This is a genomic window from Enterobacter cloacae complex sp. 394F7 (genome assembly GCF_057320385.1).
In genome coordinates this window covers 66541-82862 of record NZ_JBXWCS010000004.1, presented here as the reverse complement: position 1 = coordinate 82862, position 16322 = coordinate 66541, and the positions used below count along the sequence as shown (strand labels likewise).

At 53.3% G+C, this 16322-nt stretch carries 20 protein-coding genes and 1 other annotated feature; of the genes, 10 read left to right on the top strand and 10 right to left on the bottom strand.

Annotation, left to right across the window (positions count from 1 at the left end; all coding sequences use genetic code 11):
• Positions 1 to 6: 6 nt before the first annotated feature.
• The 6 genes from pheS to thrS form a co-directional block, all read right to left on the bottom strand.
• Positions 7 to 990: a phenylalanine--tRNA ligase subunit alpha gene (gene pheS / locus AC2FAK_RS07345; RefSeq protein ID WP_013097003.1), complete on the bottom strand. Its 984-nt coding sequence runs from the start codon at positions 988 to 990 to the stop codon at positions 7 to 9.
• 62 nt (positions 991 to 1052) lie between these two features.
• Positions 1053 to 1177, bottom strand: a sequence feature (Phe leader region).
• Positions 1128 to 1172, bottom strand: coding sequence for a pheST operon leader peptide PheM (pheM, locus tag AC2FAK_RS07340; RefSeq protein WP_001386830.1), 45 nt, complete (start codon positions 1170 to 1172; stop codon positions 1128 to 1130). Its footprint overlaps the feature before it by 45 nt.
• Positions 1178 to 1355: 178 nt before the next feature.
• On the bottom strand, positions 1356 to 1712 hold the full coding sequence (gene rplT / locus AC2FAK_RS07335) for a 50S ribosomal protein L20 (RefSeq protein WP_000124850.1): 357 nt from the start codon (positions 1710 to 1712) through the stop codon (positions 1356 to 1358).
• A gap of 50 nt (positions 1713 to 1762) precedes the next feature.
• Positions 1763 to 1960, bottom strand: coding sequence for a 50S ribosomal protein L35 (rpmI, locus tag AC2FAK_RS07330; protein WP_001124225.1), 198 nt, complete (start codon positions 1958 to 1960; stop codon positions 1763 to 1765).
• Between the two features lie 97 nt (positions 1961 to 2057).
• On the bottom strand, positions 2058 to 2600 hold the full coding sequence (gene infC, locus AC2FAK_RS07325; protein ID WP_023616141.1) for a translation initiation factor IF-3: 543 nt from the start codon (positions 2598 to 2600) through the stop codon (positions 2058 to 2060).
• Between the two features lie 3 nt (positions 2601 to 2603).
• Positions 2604 to 4532, bottom strand: a complete 1929-nt coding sequence (thrS, locus tag AC2FAK_RS07320) for a threonine--tRNA ligase (protein ID WP_013097005.1) — start codon at positions 4530 to 4532, stop codon at positions 2604 to 2606.
• Positions 4533 to 4826: 294 nt separating this feature from the next.
• Here thrS and yncL point away from each other — a divergent pair, with 294 nt between their 5' ends.
• Both yncL and yniD read left to right on the top strand, forming a co-directional pair.
• Complete coding sequence (yncL, locus tag AC2FAK_RS07315) at positions 4827 to 4931, top strand: stress response membrane protein YncL (RefSeq protein ID WP_071829997.1); 105 nt, start codon at positions 4827 to 4829, stop codon at positions 4929 to 4931.
• A gap of 85 nt (positions 4932 to 5016) precedes the next feature.
• Positions 5017 to 5124 carry a small membrane protein YniD gene (yniD, locus tag AC2FAK_RS07310; protein ID WP_008500658.1) on the top strand — a complete coding sequence of 36 codons (108 nt, stop codon included), beginning with the start codon at positions 5017 to 5019 and terminating at the stop codon, positions 5122 to 5124.
• A gap of 107 nt (positions 5125 to 5231) precedes the next feature.
• Here yniD and AC2FAK_RS07305 read toward each other — a convergent pair whose 3' ends face one another.
• Both AC2FAK_RS07305 and AC2FAK_RS07300 read right to left on the bottom strand, forming a co-directional pair.
• On the bottom strand, positions 5232 to 5441 hold the full coding sequence (locus AC2FAK_RS07305; protein WP_013097006.1) for a hypothetical protein: 210 nt from the start codon (positions 5439 to 5441) through the stop codon (positions 5232 to 5234).
• A 261-nt stretch (positions 5442 to 5702) separates the two neighbouring features.
• On the bottom strand, positions 5703 to 6461 hold the full coding sequence (locus AC2FAK_RS07300; RefSeq protein ID WP_013097007.1) for a DUF481 domain-containing protein: 759 nt from the start codon (positions 6459 to 6461) through the stop codon (positions 5703 to 5705).
• 295 nt (positions 6462 to 6756) lie between these two features.
• On the opposite strand from AC2FAK_RS07300, the gene pfkB reads away from it, so the two are divergent.
• The 3 genes from pfkB (at position 6757) to AC2FAK_RS07285 (ending at position 9049) form a co-directional block, all read left to right on the top strand.
• Positions 6757 to 7689, top strand: a complete 933-nt coding sequence (gene pfkB, locus AC2FAK_RS07295) for a 6-phosphofructokinase II (RefSeq protein WP_020688369.1) — start codon at positions 6757 to 6759, stop codon at positions 7687 to 7689.
• 103 nt (positions 7690 to 7792) lie between these two features.
• Positions 7793 to 8083 (top strand): type V toxin-antitoxin system endoribonuclease antitoxin GhoS, encoded by a 291-nt coding sequence (gene ghoS / locus AC2FAK_RS07290; protein WP_013097009.1) that lies wholly within the window; start codon positions 7793 to 7795, stop codon positions 8081 to 8083.
• Between the two features lie 105 nt (positions 8084 to 8188).
• A complete protein-coding gene (locus tag AC2FAK_RS07285; RefSeq protein WP_013097010.1) occupies positions 8189 to 9049 on the top strand; it encodes a fructosamine kinase family protein in 861 nt (286 codons plus the stop codon).
• A gap of 33 nt (positions 9050 to 9082) precedes the next feature.
• Here the strand turns inward: AC2FAK_RS07285 and AC2FAK_RS07280 are convergent, their stop codons facing one another.
• A complete protein-coding gene (locus AC2FAK_RS07280) occupies positions 9083 to 9619 on the bottom strand; it encodes a YniB family protein (protein WP_013097011.1) in 537 nt (178 codons plus the stop codon).
• Positions 9620 to 9767: 148 nt separating this feature from the next.
• Between AC2FAK_RS07280 and hxpB the strand changes: the two genes are divergently transcribed.
• The 4 genes from hxpB (at position 9768) to tcyP (ending at position 13533) form a co-directional block, all read left to right on the top strand.
• Positions 9768 to 10439, top strand: coding sequence for a hexitol phosphatase HxpB (gene hxpB / locus AC2FAK_RS07275; RefSeq protein WP_095454831.1), 672 nt, complete (start codon positions 9768 to 9770; stop codon positions 10437 to 10439).
• A gap of 129 nt (positions 10440 to 10568) precedes the next feature.
• Complete coding sequence (gene kduD / locus AC2FAK_RS07270) at positions 10569 to 11330, top strand: 2-dehydro-3-deoxy-D-gluconate 5-dehydrogenase KduD (protein ID WP_029882011.1); 762 nt, start codon at positions 10569 to 10571, stop codon at positions 11328 to 11330.
• Positions 11331 to 11423: 93 nt separating this feature from the next.
• Positions 11424 to 12014 carry a metal-dependent hydrolase gene (locus tag AC2FAK_RS07265; protein ID WP_013097014.1) on the top strand — a complete coding sequence of 197 codons (591 nt, stop codon included), beginning with the start codon at positions 11424 to 11426 and terminating at the stop codon, positions 12012 to 12014.
• A gap of 127 nt (positions 12015 to 12141) precedes the next feature.
• Positions 12142 to 13533, top strand: coding sequence for a cystine/sulfocysteine:cation symporter (gene tcyP, locus AC2FAK_RS07260; protein WP_020688372.1), 1392 nt, complete (start codon positions 12142 to 12144; stop codon positions 13531 to 13533).
• A gap of 53 nt (positions 13534 to 13586) precedes the next feature.
• Here tcyP and cedA read toward each other — a convergent pair whose 3' ends face one another.
• Positions 13587 to 13835 carry a cell division activator CedA gene (gene cedA / locus AC2FAK_RS07255; protein WP_071829998.1) on the bottom strand — a complete coding sequence of 83 codons (249 nt, stop codon included), beginning with the start codon at positions 13833 to 13835 and terminating at the stop codon, positions 13587 to 13589.
• A gap of 188 nt (positions 13836 to 14023) precedes the next feature.
• On the opposite strand from cedA, the gene katE reads away from it, so the two are divergent.
• Entirely contained in the window at positions 14024 to 16273 is a 2250-nt protein-coding gene (gene katE, locus AC2FAK_RS07250; RefSeq protein ID WP_038979915.1) for a catalase HPII, read from the top strand.
• Positions 16274 to 16322: the final 49 nt, after the last annotated feature.

Below are 16322 nucleotides of genomic sequence, written 5' to 3'. Positions count from 1 at the left end.
CTGCCCTTATTTAAACTGTTTGAGGAAACGCAGATCGTTTTCGAAGAATGCACGCAAATCGGTCACGCCATAACGCAGCATGGTCAGACGCTCCATGCCCATCCCAAACGCAAAGCCGGAGTAAACTTCCGGGTCGATACCCACGTTGCGCAGTACGTTAGGATGCACCATGCCGCAGCCCAGCACTTCCAGCCATTTGCCGTTTTTGCCCATCACGTCCACTTCCGCAGACGGTTCGGTGAACGGGAAATAGGACGGACGGAAACGAACCTGCAGATCTTCCTCAAAGAAGTTGTTCAGGAAGTCGTGCAGCGTGCCTTTCAGGTTGGTGAAGCTGATGTTTTTATCAACGATCAGCCCTTCCATCTGGTGGAACATTGGGGTGTGGGTCTGATCGTAATCGTTACGGTAGACGCGGCCCGGTGCAATGATACGGATCGGGGGTTCCTGCTCCTTCATGGTACGGATCTGTACGCCGGAGGTCTGAGTACGCAGCAGACGGGTGGCGTCGAACCAGAAAGTGTCGTGGTCAGCACGTGCCGGATGATGGCCTGGAATGTTCAGAGCGTCGAAGTTATGGTAATCATCTTCGATTTCCGGGCCAGTCGCCACGGTAAAGCCGAGCTCACCGAAGAAACTTTCAATACGATCGATGGTGCGGGTCACCGGATGCAGGCCACCGTTTTCGATACGGCGCCCAGGCAGAGAAACATCGATCGTCTCTGCCGCCAGACGCGCATTCAGCACGGCACTTTCCAGCGCCGCTTTACGCGCGTTCAGAGCCTGTTGCACCTGCTCTTTGGCTTCGTTTATCACCGCACCGGCTGCCGGGCGCTCTTCCGGCGGCAACTCACGCAGGGTAGTCATTTGAAGGGTCAGATGCCCTTTCTTACCCAAATATTCGACGCGGACATTGTCTAACGCGGCAACATCTGAGGCCTGATTAATGGCGGCTGTTGCACTGGCAACCAGCTCTGCGAGATGTGACATGATTTTCCTCATTATGTCGGTACAGACACCGATTTGGTGGACGTATTCTCTCAAATTCAGGCACAAAAAAAGCCTCCATCGGGAGGCTTATCTGGCGCTGTTTTTCGTTTCATCTTTCACGCGCTAGCCTCCTGAAGTCAGGTGCTAAAGTAAAAGAAGAAGCGGAAAATAGCAGCATTCATGCTTGCGTTACCTTGTGTGGTAAAAACCGTTAAGACCTTATTGAAAAGCCTGCACGGATAAAAGTCAATCTTCTGATAAGGTTATACCCTAAATAATTCGGAACGAACGCAGCCAACGCAGGTACAACTTGAAGTATGACGGGTATATGAAAAGAGGGAGCCAGGCCCCCTCTCTCAACTGGCTTATGCCAGTGCTGCTTTCGCTTTTTCGACCAGCGCGGTGAACGCGACTTTGTCGAATACTGCGATGTCAGCCAGGATCTTACGGTCGATTTCAACAGAGGCTTTTTTCAGGCCGTTGATGAATTTGCTGTAAGAAATACCGTTCTGACGTGCTGCTGCGTTGATACGCGCAATCCACAGTTGACGGAACTGACGCTTACGCTGACGACGGTCACGGTAAGCGTACTGACCTGCTTTGATAACAGCCTGGAAGGCAACGCGGTATACGCGTGAACGCGCACCGTAGTAGCCTTTAGCTTGTTTCAAAATTTTCTTGTGACGTGCACGTGCAATTACACCACGTTTTACGCGAGCCATGTGTGCTCTCCTGTATCTATTCTAAGTTAAAAAAGTTAAACGTTAACGACTTATGCGTACGGCAGGCACGCGATAACCAGGCCCAGATCGCCTTTAGAAACCATGGCTTTTGGACGCAGGTGACGTTTACGCTTGGTAGCTTTCTTAGTCAGAATGTGACGCAGGTTAGCGTGCTTGTGCTTAAAACCACCTTTACCGGTTTTTTTGAAGCGCTTAGCAGCACCGCGTACGGTCTTAATTTTTGGCATTTTAATAACTTCCACTTCGCATTGTTAAATAAACGAAACATAGGCGAGCAAAACCTATGAGGCCCGAAGGCTCCACAGATTTTGCTGCTTGAAGGCCTTACTGTTTCTTCTTAGGAGCGAGCACCATGATCATCTGGCGGCCTTCGATCTTCGTAGGGAAGGATTCGACTACTGCCAGTTCACTCAGATCGTCACGGACGCGGTTAAGCACTTCCATACCAATCTGTTGGTGGGCCATTTCACGACCGCGGAAACGCAGTGTGATCTTGGCCTTATCGCCATCTTCCAGAAAGCGAATCAGGCTGCGGAGTTTTACCTGATAATCGCCATCGTCGGTACCAGGACGGAATTTAATTTCCTTAACCTGGATAACTTTTTGCTTCTTCTTCTGTTCCTTAGAAGACTTACTTTTTTCATAAAGGAACTTGCCGTAGTCCATGATACGACAAACTGGCGGTTCGGCGTTAGGGCTGATTTCAACTAAATCTACTCCAGCTTCTTCAGCTTTTTCGATTGCTTCTCTCAGACTCACAATCCCCAGCTGCTCACCTTCCAGACCTGTTAAGCGAACTTCCTGGGCGCGAATCTCGCCATTGATACGATTCGGACGTGCCGTTTGAACTCGTTTTCCGCCTTTAATACCTTATTCCTCCAGTTGTTGAAGACTGCGGCTGCGAATCTCTTGTTGCAGCTTCTCAATCACTTCACTTACGTCCAGGCTGCCCAGGTCTTTACCACGGCGGGTGCGAACGGCAACTTTGCCTGCTTCCACCTCTTTATCACCACAGACCAACATATACGGGACACGACGTAAAGTGTGCTCGCGGATTTTAAAGCCAATCTTCTCATTTCTCAAGTCTGCTTTTACGCGAATGCCCGCATTTTGTAGTTTCTGCGTCAATTCTTTAACGTAATCCGCCTGAGAATCGGTAATGTTCATGACCACTACCTGCACCGGCGCAAGCCAGGTTGGGAAGAAGCCCGCGAACTCTTCGGTCAGGATGCCAATGAAGCGCTCCAGAGAACCGAGAATAGCACGGTGAATCATTACAGGGACCTGACGCTCGTTGTCTTCGCCAACATAAGAGGCGCTTAAACGCTGAGGCAGGGAGAAGTCCAGCTGTACTGTGCCGCACTGCCAAGCTCTGTCGAGACAGTCATACAGGGTAAATTCAATTTTCGGACCGTAGAAGGCGCCCTCACCCAGCTGGTATTCAAACGGAATTCCGTTCTCTTCCAGCGCCACGGCGAGATCCGCTTCTGCACGATCCCAGGTCTCATCGCTACCGATACGTTTTTCCGGACGCGTTGAGAGTTTGACCACGATCTTCTCGAAGCCAAAGGTACTGTACATATCGTAGACCATACGAATACAGGCGTTAACTTCATCACGTACCTGATCTTCAGTACAGAAGATATGCGCATCATCCTGCGTAAAGCCACGAACACGCATCAGACCGTGCAGCGCACCTGATGGCTCGTTACGGTGGCAACTACCGAACTCTGCCATACGCAGCGGCAGATCGCGGTAAGATTTCAGACCCTGGTTAAAGATCTGAACGTGGCCCGGGCAGTTCATTGGCTTGATGCAGTATTCACGGTTCTCAGAAGAGGTGGTGAACATCGCATCTTTGTAGTTGTCCCAGTGGCCGGTTTTTTCCCACAGCACACGGTCCATCATGAACGGACCTTTCACTTCCTGATACTGGTACTCTTTCAGCTTGGAACGTACGAAGGTTTCCAGCTCACGGAAAATAGTCCAGCCGTCGTTATGCCAGAAGACCATACCCGGTGCTTCTTCCTGCATATGGTACAGGTCAAGCTGTTTACCGATTTTACGGTGGTCACGCTTCGCCGCCTCTTCCAGGCGCTGCAGGTAGGCGTTCAGGGCTTTTTTATCTGCCCACGCGGTACCATAAATACGCTGCAACATCTTGTTGTTGCTATCGCCACGCCAGTAGGCGCCAGCAATTTTCATCAGTTTGAAGTGATGGCAGAAGCGCATGTTCGGCACGTGCGGCCCGCGGCACATGTCGATGTATTCCTGGTGATGATACAAGCCAGGCTTGTCATCATGAGCAATGTTCTCATCAAGAATAGAGACTTTATAGCTCTCGCCACGCTTCACGAAGGTTTCACGCGCTTCGTGCCAGCTGACTTTCTTCTTAATGACGTCATAGTTGGTTTCGGCGAGCTCGTGCATACGTTTCTCGAGCGCGTCGATATCTTCCTGGGTCAGGGTGTGGTCAAGGTCAACGTCGTAGTAGAAGCCGTTGTCGATAACCGGGCCGATCGCCATTTTGGTGTTTGGCCACAGCTGTTTGATGGCATGACCTAACAGGTGCGCACAGGAGTGACGAATGATCTCCAGACCTTCTTCATCTTTTGCGGTGATGATAGAGAGTTGCGCGTCGTTTTCGATCAGATCGGATGCATCAACCAGCTCACCGTTCACACGGCCCGCGATGGTCGCTTTCGCGAGTCCAGGACCGATGTCCAGGGCAACATCCATTGGGCTAACGGCGTGGTCGAAATGGCGTTGGCTGCCATCAGGAAGAGTAATTACAGGCATTTTATATCCTTATTTGCAGTGATGCCCCACACATAAGAGCATATACAAAGAAAATAATCATAGTTTAACAAGAGATTACGACACCATCTGACCAACAATCGTCAAATTGGCTCGTCATCCTGCACCTGCCAAAATCAGAATAATGCCGGTTTACGGCAGGCTTTCTAATGGTAACACTAATGACAGGGCGTATGCACCCTCTGCGACCAGTTTGAACGTATGAGGGCACGATCGCCTGCCAGAGCTCGCAATACCCGATTGTTGAGCTATTCTTGAACAGGTCCTGACACAGCCATGAGGCATCACATGAATGTATCCAGTAGAACCGTAGTGATATTGAATATACTTTCTGCTGCCGGTTTAGCGTTGATCCTTGCCGAGAGATTTCATTGGTTCTAGCCCAACCGGTGATGTGGCATAACCTTCTGTCCCCGACAGCGCGTATTTTGATAGACTGAAGGCATCAACAGACAAGGATTAGGTTATGCCAACAAAACGATTTGCCGTCAAACACTGGAAAATGGTGTTGGTCTTAATTGCCATCTGCGGTGCAATGCTGCTATTGCGTTGGGCGGCGATGATTTGGGGCTAAGCGGGAATTTGACGCAACGGCGGACAGAATAAAACACGTTATCGATATTCCACCTGTTTTTCGTCAAGGCGAAATACAGGTGGAATAATGGCGTACACAATTACCTGTCAGGACCATTCACCTGCTACCAGTTTATGTACATCAAACGCGTCATTCATTGATTGACCGGTAGACGGCGCGCCCGGCGCGATGTTTGACCCGGCTTCAACGTCAGAAGCGCGAGTCATTCCAACCTGACTGGCATCATCTGCTGCGAATACACCAAACGAAAGTGCAGAAAGCACCATGGCTGCAGCAGTATTTTTGATTTTTTTCATACTATTATTCTCTTTCTGAAGACATGCAATACTTCTCAAGGCAAATAAATGCCTGTGTATTGAGTATAACGCTGGTTCATCCTTTTGCCTCGCCTGGTTATTATCAATTTGTGTCAAATAAACAGAATGCGGTCTGGCCAGGATGAATTATGAAGAAATTAAGAAGGTTTTTGAGGACCAATTATTTTAAAACGGCGTTTAATATAAAACAGCACAGTTTCTGAAAATAAAAAACGGGCCGAAATAATCGGCCCGTCTGCATTACATCTTATAGCCCAGTGAAACGGTGGTTCTGCGGTCGGTATGATCCGGCGCAGTCTCTGGAGGCGAAGAGTTCCAGGTCACGTTATAGGCCACTTTCAGGCCAAAGTGTTCGTTGATGTCCACATTCAGCGCTGTCTCAGAATTCAGCGTTGTGTCCTCGGCGCCAAACACAGAAACACCCTGGGTGAACTTCGTGTTGTCGGTCATCTGCCAGGCGTAGGTGCCAGACGCATAGCCGAGCGGTTGCGTTTTGGTATCGCCGTCGGTGAACTCGTCATAACGGACACCCGGACCGAATTCGAAGCGGAAGCTATGAACCGGACCGTTCAGGAACTGACGACCATAACCTGCGGTGAAGACATCGCGTTGACGATAGCCGTTGTAGCGGTCAGTCAGCCAGCTTGCCTGGCCAAACAGGTAGTCATAGTCAGTCATGTTGTAACGGCTACGTCCACCTACCGCGTATTTCTCGGAGGAGCGTTCATCGTTAGCGGAGGTGTTGCTGGCGTTTCCCCACAGAGACCAGGCGGTGGTGTTACCATACCAGGTCAACGTGCTATCCGCCGTCAGAGAGGAGCTTTTCGTGTTACCGGATTGCGCCAGGTACCCGGCGTTCAAATTACCTTCAAAAGGTTTTTTCGCCGCGGTGGGATCGTCCATGACAGTAAAAACGGAATCATCAGCGGTTGCGCTCATAGCCGCAAACACGCCACCCGCCAGCATCAGTGCAGCGGGCACTGTCTTCAAAAGCTTCATTTTATTAAGGAGTCCGTACAACAAAAAAAGAGACCACACGGTCCCGGAAACTTTCTTGAGGATCAATGACAAGGCGTCCAGAGAAAGGTAACAAATTATAAAAAGCCGCAAATAACATAGCAATGTTTTCTTATTTCATTTTTTGAATAAGAACGATCCCAAAATGCGTTTTATTTTATATATCGCTTAGCCTTCGCTTTGTCATTATTCATATTGAAAATCATACTGTTATTTACATTGCCTTCCTGCCAAATGGTGCCAGACTAAAAGGAACCCACGCTAAAAGGAGGTAATGATGGTTTCTATCTACACTCTGACGCTCTCCCCTTCCCTCGATTCCGCCACCCTTACGCCGCAGATTTACCCGGAAGGTAAACTTCGCTGCAGTGCCCCGGTGTTTGAGCCCGGCGGCGGGGGGATCAACGTGGCACGCGCCATCACCCATCTCGGTGGGAAAGCCACGGCGATATTCCCCGCAGGCGGTGCCACCGGAGAACATCTCGTCTCTCTGCTGGCAGATGAACAGGTCGCCGTGGAGACGGTCGAGGCCAAAGACTGGACACGTCAAAATCTGCACGTGCACGTGGAGTCCAGCGGAGAGCAATATCGCTTTGTGATGCCAGGCGCCAGACTGAGCGACGATGAGTTCCGTCAGCTTGAAGAGAAAGTGCTGACGATTGAAAGCGGTTCACTACTGGTCATCAGCGGCAGTCTGCCACCCGGTGTCAGTACAGAAAAGCTGACGGCGCTCATTCGGGCCGCACAGCAGCGCGGCATCCGCTGTATTGTAGACAGCAGCGGCGAGGCGTTGCAGGCAGCGTTAGAGCCGGGCAATCTTGAGCTGGTCAAACCAAACCAGAAAGAGCTGAGCGCGCTGGTTAACCGCGAACTTACTCAGCCGGATGATGTGCGCAGCGCGGCCCAGGAGCTGGTGCGCACGGGTAAAGCGCGGCGCGTGGTGGTCTCTCTTGGTCCACAAGGGGCGCTGGCCGTGGATGAAACGGGGTCAGTGCAGGTTGTCCCGCCGCCGATGAAAAGCCAGAGCACCGTAGGCGCAGGCGACAGCATGGTTGGGGCAATGACGCTAAAACTGGCGCAGGGCGCGACGCTGCTTGAGATGACACGCTACGGCGTGGCGGCAGGTAGCGCGGCAACCATCAACCAGGGAACGCGGCTGTGTTCGCTGGCCGATACGCAAAAAATTGTCGATTACCTGTCCCGAAATTAACCCGCTTTCCCCTTCGCGCTGAAGGGGAAATGCAGTGCAAAGTCGCCAAACACACACTATCGACTATGCTAAGAAAACTTTCATGATAACAACGAGGTGAATTATGAGCAGTGGTGACATCACCCGCTACGTCGTTACCGTCAACATTCATGAAGCGTCGCTGACCGAGCTGAATGAGCTTAACAACGCCTTTACCCGGGCCAATTTCCTGCTCACGCTGACGGATGAAGAAGGCAATATTCATGATTTAGGCACGCTGGCATTCGGCCTGATAAGCGCCCTCAGCGAAGAGGAGGTTCGCGCGCTGGCGGAAAGCCTGGCTGAGAGCGTGACCGATAAACCTGCCGAAATTGATGTGGATACCTGGGAAACCTGGCAGAAAAAAGAACAATAAGTGCCCTGCATGAAGGTAAACCGCTCAGGTGTGCGTTAGTTCGTATTTTTTTACCGCAGTTATGCGCTAACTTTATGATCTGGCAGACAACATGGGAGAGAGATCATGTGGCAGGCTATCAGTCATCTTTTACGTGAACAACTGGGCGAAGGTGAAATTGAACTGCGTAACGAACTGCCAGGCGGAGAGATCCACGCCGCATGGCATATACGCTACTCAGGGCGCGATCTCTTCGTAAAATGCGACGAGCGAGAGTTGCTCCCGATTTTCACCGCCGAAGCCGATCAGCTGGAACTGTTGTCGCGCAGCAAAACGGTCACCGTCCCGGAGGTGCTGGCCGTGGGCAGCGACCGCGACTACAGCTTTCTGGTGATGGAATATCTCCCTGCCCGTCCGCTGGATGCCCACAATGCGTTTATTCTGGGACAGCAGATAGCGCGCCTGCATCAATGGAGCGACCAGCCGCAGTTTGGTCTCGACTTTGATAACGATCTCTCCACCACACCACAACCGAATGCCTGGCAACGCCGCTGGTCGACCTTTTTTGCCGAGCAGCGTATCGGCTGGCAGCTTGAGCTCGCCGCCGAGAAAGGCCTCGAATTTGGCAACATTGATGCCATCGTCGAGCATATACAGCAGCGCCTGGCCTCTCATCAGCCTCAGCCTTCTTTGCTGCACGGCGATTTGTGGTCCGATAACTGCGCGCTGGGCCCCAATGGGCCTTATATATACGATCCGGCCTGCTACTGGGGCGACAGAGAGTGCGACCTCGCCATGTTGCCCCTCCACCCCGAGCAGCCGCCACAAATTTATGACGGTTATCAGTCAATCTCCCCCTTACCGCAGGGCTTCCTCGACCGTCAGCCAGTGTATCAGCTTTATACCCTGATGAACCGCGCAATCCTGTTTGGGGGTGAGCATCTGGTGAACGCACAGCGGGCGCTTGAGCGCGTGCTGGCCGCGTGAAGGCAGGACGGGTGGCCTCAGGCCACCCTGTGATTATAAAAAGCCGAGCAGTGAGAAAAAGAAGTAGCCCGCCACAATAATGATCACCGGCAGGACATAGAGCGGAAAGATTTGCAGGAAGATAGAGTGACGCGGCACCACGATGCGGGACTCGATCTGTTCACGCGTCATCCCTTCCGGGCCTTTGGCCTGTTCCAGAATCATCTGGTCTTCCACCCCTTCACGTAAAAAACGGGTCTGACGGCTCATGCGTGCGCCTGACGCCTGTAACGCCATGGCGATAAAAATCAGCGCATAAATCACCCAAAACCCGATATTCAGCTGCTGGTGAAAGTCCGGCGTGGGCGAGTTGAACCAGAAGATATTCAAAAATGGCGTGTTGAAACGCATCATCTCAATCATGACATGCGCAAAATCAAGCATGACCGCATTGATACCCGGCTGTTTTTCGCTGTGATCGTACATAAACTTGAGCACAGAAATCAGCGTAGAAATAACGGCAGGAATAAAAATCACCCAGCCAGCAACCCGTTTTAAGACAGCAATGCGTCCAGCTTGTTGATACGTCATCAGTTCCTCTTCATAAAGACGCGTTATTTGTGGCTAAGTCTACCTCCTGACCGTCATTTTCGCCCGATCTTTAAAGGCAATATGCTAAATTGCAGATTGTACTTAGCACGTATCGTCTGTCGTACACCCTTAATAAGGAGACGTTGTGATGTCGACACCGCGCCAAATTCTTGCCGCTATTTTTGACATGGATGGATTACTGATCGATTCCGAACCGCTCTGGGATCGTGCTGAACTGGACGTTATGGCCAGCCTCGGCGTCGATATCAGCCGCCGCCATGAACTTCCGGATACGCTGGGCTTGCGTATCGATATGGTGGTTGACCTGTGGTATGCCCATCAGCCATGGGTGGGCCCGGATCGCGATGAGGTCACCGCCCGCATTATCAGCCGCGCCATTGCGCTGGTGGAAGAGTCCAGGCCGCTGCTGCCGGGCGTCCGTGAAGCTGTCGCCCTGTGCAAGGCGCAGGGGCTGAAGGTGGGACTGGCCTCCGCCTCCCCGCTGCACATGCTGGAAAAAGTGCTCACCATGTTCGAGCTGCGTGACAGTTTCGATGCGCTGGCCTCTGCGGAAAAGCTCCCCTACAGTAAGCCCCATCCCCAGGTGTATATGGATTGTGCCGCTAAGCTCGGTCTTGATCCGCTAACCTGCGTGGCGCTGGAAGATTCCGTTAACGGCATGGTGGCCTCTAAAGCTTCGCGGATGCGTTCCATTGTCGTTCCTGCTGAAGAGGGCCGACACGATCCCCGTTTTGCGCTTGCCGACGTGAAGCTAAACTCCCTGGCTGACCTGACGGTGCAACACCTGCGAGGCGAATAAACGCTCTGTTTCAGGCAGCCTCGTGCTGCCTGAAAATAAAATAAAACACCGTTCCATTTCGGTTGCATTTCTCACGCCCGACTCCTATTCTAAGTTTCAGAACGACAATCACCTGCTTCTGAGGCGCGAATGATACTGGATACCTTTACTCTTTCAGGAAAAGTGGCCATCGTCACCGGATGCGATACCGGTCTGGGGCAAGGCATGGCCATCGCGCTGGCACAGGCGGGCTGCGATATCGTGGGCGTCAACCGTAAAGCGCCTGAGCAAACAGCGGCCAGCGTGACGGCGCTCGGCAGACGGTTTACGGCCATTCGGGCCGACCTCGGCCAGCAGGCGAGTCTTCAGGGCGTTGTGGAGCGTGCCGTCGCTGAGATGGGGCGCGTCGATATTCTGGTCAATAACGCCGGGACGATTCGCCGGGAAGATGCGCTGGCGTTCACGGAAAAGGACTGGGATGAGGTGATCGACCTCAATCTGAAATCCGTCTTCTTCCTCTCACAGGCCGTGGCAAAGCAGTTTATCGCCCAGGGTCAGGGTGGGAAAATCATCAACATCGCCTCAATGCTCTCCTTCCAGGGCGGCATCCGCGTGCCCTCTTATACCGCCTCAAAAAGTGGCGTGCTGGGGATCACCCGTCTGCTGGCGAACGAGTGGGCGGCGCATGGCATTAACGTCAACGCTATCGCACCGGGTTACATGGCGACCAATAATACGCAGCAGCTGCGTGATGACGAGCAGCGTAGCCAGGAAATCCTTGACCGCATTCCTGCCGGGCGTTGGGGCGTACCGGAAGATCTGCAGGGCCCGGTGGTGTTTTTGGCCTCCGCCGCCTCAGACTACGTGAACGGCCATACCCTGGCCGTCGACGGGGGCTGGCTGGCGCGTTGACCCGCTTTGTGACAAAGAGTTACACCGTCACCTCTTTCGCCTACTGTATAAAAACCCTATACTGTATGAATTGACAGTTTCCTGGGTTTTATCATGACGGCGGAAGGCCACCTGCTTTTTTCCATTGCGTGCGCAGTATTTGCCAAAAACGCTGAGCTTACCCCCGTGCTTGCACAGGGGGACTGGTGGCATATTGTTCCTTCTGCCGTGCTGACCTGCCTGTTACCCGACATCGACCATCCTAAATCTTTTCTTGGGCAACGCCTGAAGTGGATCTCAAAACCTATCGCCCGTGCGTTTGGCCATCGCGGGTTTACGCACAGCCTGCTGGCCGTGTTTGCCCTGCTGACACTGTTCTATTTAAAAGTACCTGAAAGCTGGATAGTGCCCGCCGATGCCATTCAGGGCATGGTGCTGGGCTATTTGAGTCATATTCTCGCCGATATGCTGACGCCTGCTGGCGTGCCGCTACTGTGGCCCTGCCGCTGGCGTTTCCGCCTGCCTGTTCTCGTTCCCCAGAAAGGGAATCAGCTTGAGCGCGTGTTGTGCATGGCTCTGTTCGCCTATGCCGTCTGGATGCCGCAGACATTGCCCGAAAACAGTGCAGTGCGCTGGTCATCTCAGATGATCAATTCGCTGCAATTTCAGTTCAATCGCTTTATTCATCACCAGATTGAACAGTAAACCAGCAAAATTATCGCATTTGTCATAACCCATTCCATTTGGATATAAGCGCGACATCACACTTCTGCTAACCTTGCGCCAACAGGATCGGTAAAAACCGGCCACATAATAAATCAGGAGAACGGGGATGAATTTTCCACTCATCGCGAACATTGTCGTGTTCGTTATATTGCTATTGCTTCTCGCTCAGGCGCGTCACAAACAGTGGAGCCTGGCGAAGAAAGTGCTGGTGGGTCTGGTCATGGGTGTCGTGTTTGGCCTGGCCTTACATGCCGTCTACGGCTCCGATAGCCCGATACTGAAAGACTCCATTCAGTGGTTCAATATTGTCGGTAACGGCTATGTCCAGTTGCTGCAGATGATCGTCATGCCGCTGGTATTTGCCTCTATTCTGAGCGCTGTTGCTCGTCTGCATAACGCTACGCAGTTGGGTAAAATCAGTTTCCTGACCATCGGTACGCTGCTGTTTACCACGCTGATTGCTGCGCTGGTGGGTGTGCTGGTGACTAACCTGTTCGGCCTGACCGCCGAAGGTCTGGTTCAGGGTACCGCTGAAACCGCGCGTCTGACCGCAATTCAGACCAACTACGTGGGTAAAGTCGCTGACCTGACGGTGCCGCAGATGGTGCTCTCCTTCATTCCGAAGAACCCGTTTGCTGACCTGACAGGCGCCAGCCCAACTTCCATCATCAGCGTGGTGATTTTCGCTGCCTTCCTGGGCGTGGCGGCACTGAAGCTGCTGAAAGACGATGCGCCGAAAGGCGAGCGCGTGCTGACCGCTATTGATACCCTGCAAAGCTGGGTGATGAAGCTGGTTCGTCTGGTGATGCAGCTGACCCCTTACGGTGTTCTGGCGCTGATGACCAAAGTGGTTGCTGGCTCTAACCTGCAGGACATCATTAAGCTTGGCAGCTTCGTTGTCGCCTCTTATCTGGGTCTGGGCATTATGTTTGTCGTACACGGCATTCTGCTGGGTGTGAACGGCGTAAGCCCGCTGAAATACTTCCGTAAAGTCTGGCCGGTGCTGACCTTTGCCTTCACCAGCCGTTCCAGCGCCGCATCTATTCCGCTGAACGTCGAAGCGCAGACTCGTCGCCTGGGTGTACCTGAGTCTATTGCCAGCTTCTCGGCCTCCTTTGGTGCCACGATTGGTCAGAACGGGTGTGCGGGTCTCTACCCGGCGATGCTGGCCGTGATGGTTGCGCCAACGGTTGGGATCAATCCGCTGGATCCGGTCTGGATTGCTACGCTGGTCGGTATTGTCACCATTAGCTCCGCAGGCGTTGCGGGCGTGGGCGGCGGTGCTACCTTCGCCGCGCTGATTGTTCTGCCTGCGCTGGGCCTGCCGGTAACGCTGGTGGCCCTGCTGATCTCCGTTGAACCGCTGATCGATATGGGGCGTACCGCCCTGAACGTGAGCGGCTCAATGACGGCCGGTACGCTGACCAGCCAGTGGCTGAAGCAGACCGACAAAGCCATCCTGGATAGTGAAGAGGACGCCGAGCTGGCGCACCGTTAATCATTGAAAATAAAAAAACCGCCGTCAGGCGGTTTTTTTATACGTGTTATTTTTCAAACTTCTTCATCCTGTCGAATTTGTACCGCCCACCGCTGGGCCGCTTCCGGCACAGTAAACACCGGAGAACGACGGAAATGCTCGCCAATCAGCACAAAGGCCACATATTTGCCACGTAACTGCCAGACATCGCGATAGCCATCCACCTTCAGCGCATGTTCAGGGGGAGCGGGTTCGACACGGGGCACGTAGCTAATAACCTGGCGATTTTGTTGACGAAGAGGTTTCATAAGCGACTGGTTCATTAAAGCACATTCTGAAAGCAGGAAATTTCTATGATAGCCGATCCTGCCCCCACGCGTCGCGCCTTGCGTGTGGTGGACCGCCTCTTTTACTAAGGCGGTGTCTGAAAAAGCTGAGTTCGCCTGCCCTTTCCGTACATTGTTCTATAGTTAACAGGGTTTTTTAGGAATGAATAAAGGAGAAGCGTGCAATGTCGAACAAAGATAACACACATCAATCACCCATTCATGGCACTGAAGAATCACAGCCGGGTATGGACTCCCTTGCACCTGAAGATGGCTCTCATCGCCCTTCACCGGGCCCCTCAGCCCCTGGCGAGCAGCCCACCGCGCCCGGTAGCATGAAATCACCGGACACCGGCAATGAGAAGCTAAAATCACTCGAGCCACACCGCAAAGGCGGAGAAGGCTATGCGTTGACCACCAATCAGGGGGTGCGCATCGCTGACGATCAGAATTCCCTGCGCGCGGGATCCCGCGGACCGACTCTGCTGGAAGACTTCATCCTACGGGAAAAAATTACCCACTTTGACCATGAGCGTATCCCGGAGCGTATCGTGCACGCGCGCGGTTCCGCCGCTCACGGCTATTTCCAGCCCTACAAGAGCCTGAAGGAAATCACCAAAGCTGACTTCCTTTCAGACCCGGATAAGATCACACCCGTATTTGTGCGCTTTTCCACCGTGCAGGGTGGCGCAGGTTCGGCTGATACCGTGCGAGATATTCGCGGCTTTGCCACCAAGTTTTATACCGAAGAGGGTATCTTCGACCTGGTCGGCAATAACACCCCAGTCTTTTTCATTCAGGATGCGCATAAATTTCCTGACTTTGTCCATGCGGTAAAACCGGAGCCCCACTGGGCGATACCGCAGGGACAAAGTGCGCATGACACCTTCTGGGACTATGTCTCCCTGCAACCCGAGACGTTACACAACGTGATGTGGGCGATGTCTGACCGCGGGATCCCGCGCAGCTATCGCACCATGGAAGGGTTTGGCATTCATACCTTCCGGATGATCAACGCCGAGGGCAAAGCGACGTTTGTCCGTTTCCACTGGAAACCGGTCGCCGGGAAAGCCTCGCTGGTGTGGGATGAAGCCCAGAAGCTGACCGGCCGCGATCCGGACTTCCATCGCCGCGAGCTGTGGGAATCCATTGAAGCGGGCGACTTCCCGGAATATGAGCTGGGGTTACAGCTGATCCCGGAAGAGGACGAATTTAAGTTCGATTTTGACCTGCTGGATCCGACCAAACTGATCCCTGAGGAGCTGGTGCCGGTTCAACTGGTGGGCAAAATGGTGCTGAACCGCAACCCGGACAACTTCTTTGCCGAGAACGAACAGGCGGCTTTCCATCCCGGTCATATCGTCCCCGGCCTGGATTTCACCAACGATCCGCTGCTGCAGGGGCGACTGTTCTCCTACACTGATACGCAGATCAGCCGACTGGGCGGGCCGAACTTCCATGAAATTCCGATTAACCGCCCCACCTGTCCGTACCACAATTTCCAGCGCGACGGGATGCATCGTCAGGATATCGATACCAACCCGGCCAACTATGAGCCGAACTCCATCAACGATAACTGGCCGCGCGAAACGCCTCCTGGCCCGAAAAGGGGTGGATTTGAGTCGTATCAGGAACGTGTGGACGGTAACAAAATCCGCGAGCGCAGCCCGTCATTTGGAGAGTATTACGCCCACCCTCGCCTGTTCTGGAACAGCCAGACACCGATTGAGCAGCAGCATATTATCGGCGGCTTCAGCTTTGAACTGAGCAAGGTTGTGCGGACCTACATCCGCGAGCGCGTGGTCGATCAGCTGGCACACATTGATATTCAACTCGCCCAGAGCGTGGCCGATAACCTCGGCATTACGCTGACGGATGAGCAACGCAATCTTGCCCCGCCAAAAGAGGTCAACGGGGTGAAAAAAGATCCGTCGCTCAGCCTGTACGCGGTGCCGGGAGGCTCGATTAAAGGCCGGGTGGTGGCGATCCTGCTTAACGACAAAACCCGCGCCAGCGACGTGCTGGGGATCATGCAGGCACTGAAAACCAAAGGCGTACACGCCAAACTGCTCTACTCCCGAATGGGTGAAGTAACTGCCGATGACGGGTCAGTGCTGCCGGTTGCCGCCACCTTTGCCGGTGCGCCATCCCTGACGGTGGACGCGGTGATTGTGCCATGCGGCGATATTGCCAGCCTGCTCAGCAACGGTGACGCGGTCTATTATCTGCTTGAAGCCTATAAGCATCTGAAACCGATCGCCCTTTCCGGTGATGCGCGACAGTTTAAAGCGCGCCTGAACGTGGCCGATCAGGGTGAAGACGGGATTGTGGAAGGCGATAACGTCGACGACGCGTTTATGACGAAGCTGTTTGATCTGCTAGCCGCGCACCGCGTCTGGTCGCGCAGCAGCAAGATTGACCAGATACCGGCGTAAAAAAAGCCGGGTGGCGCTTGCGCTTACCCGGCCTACATTTCGACTGGTT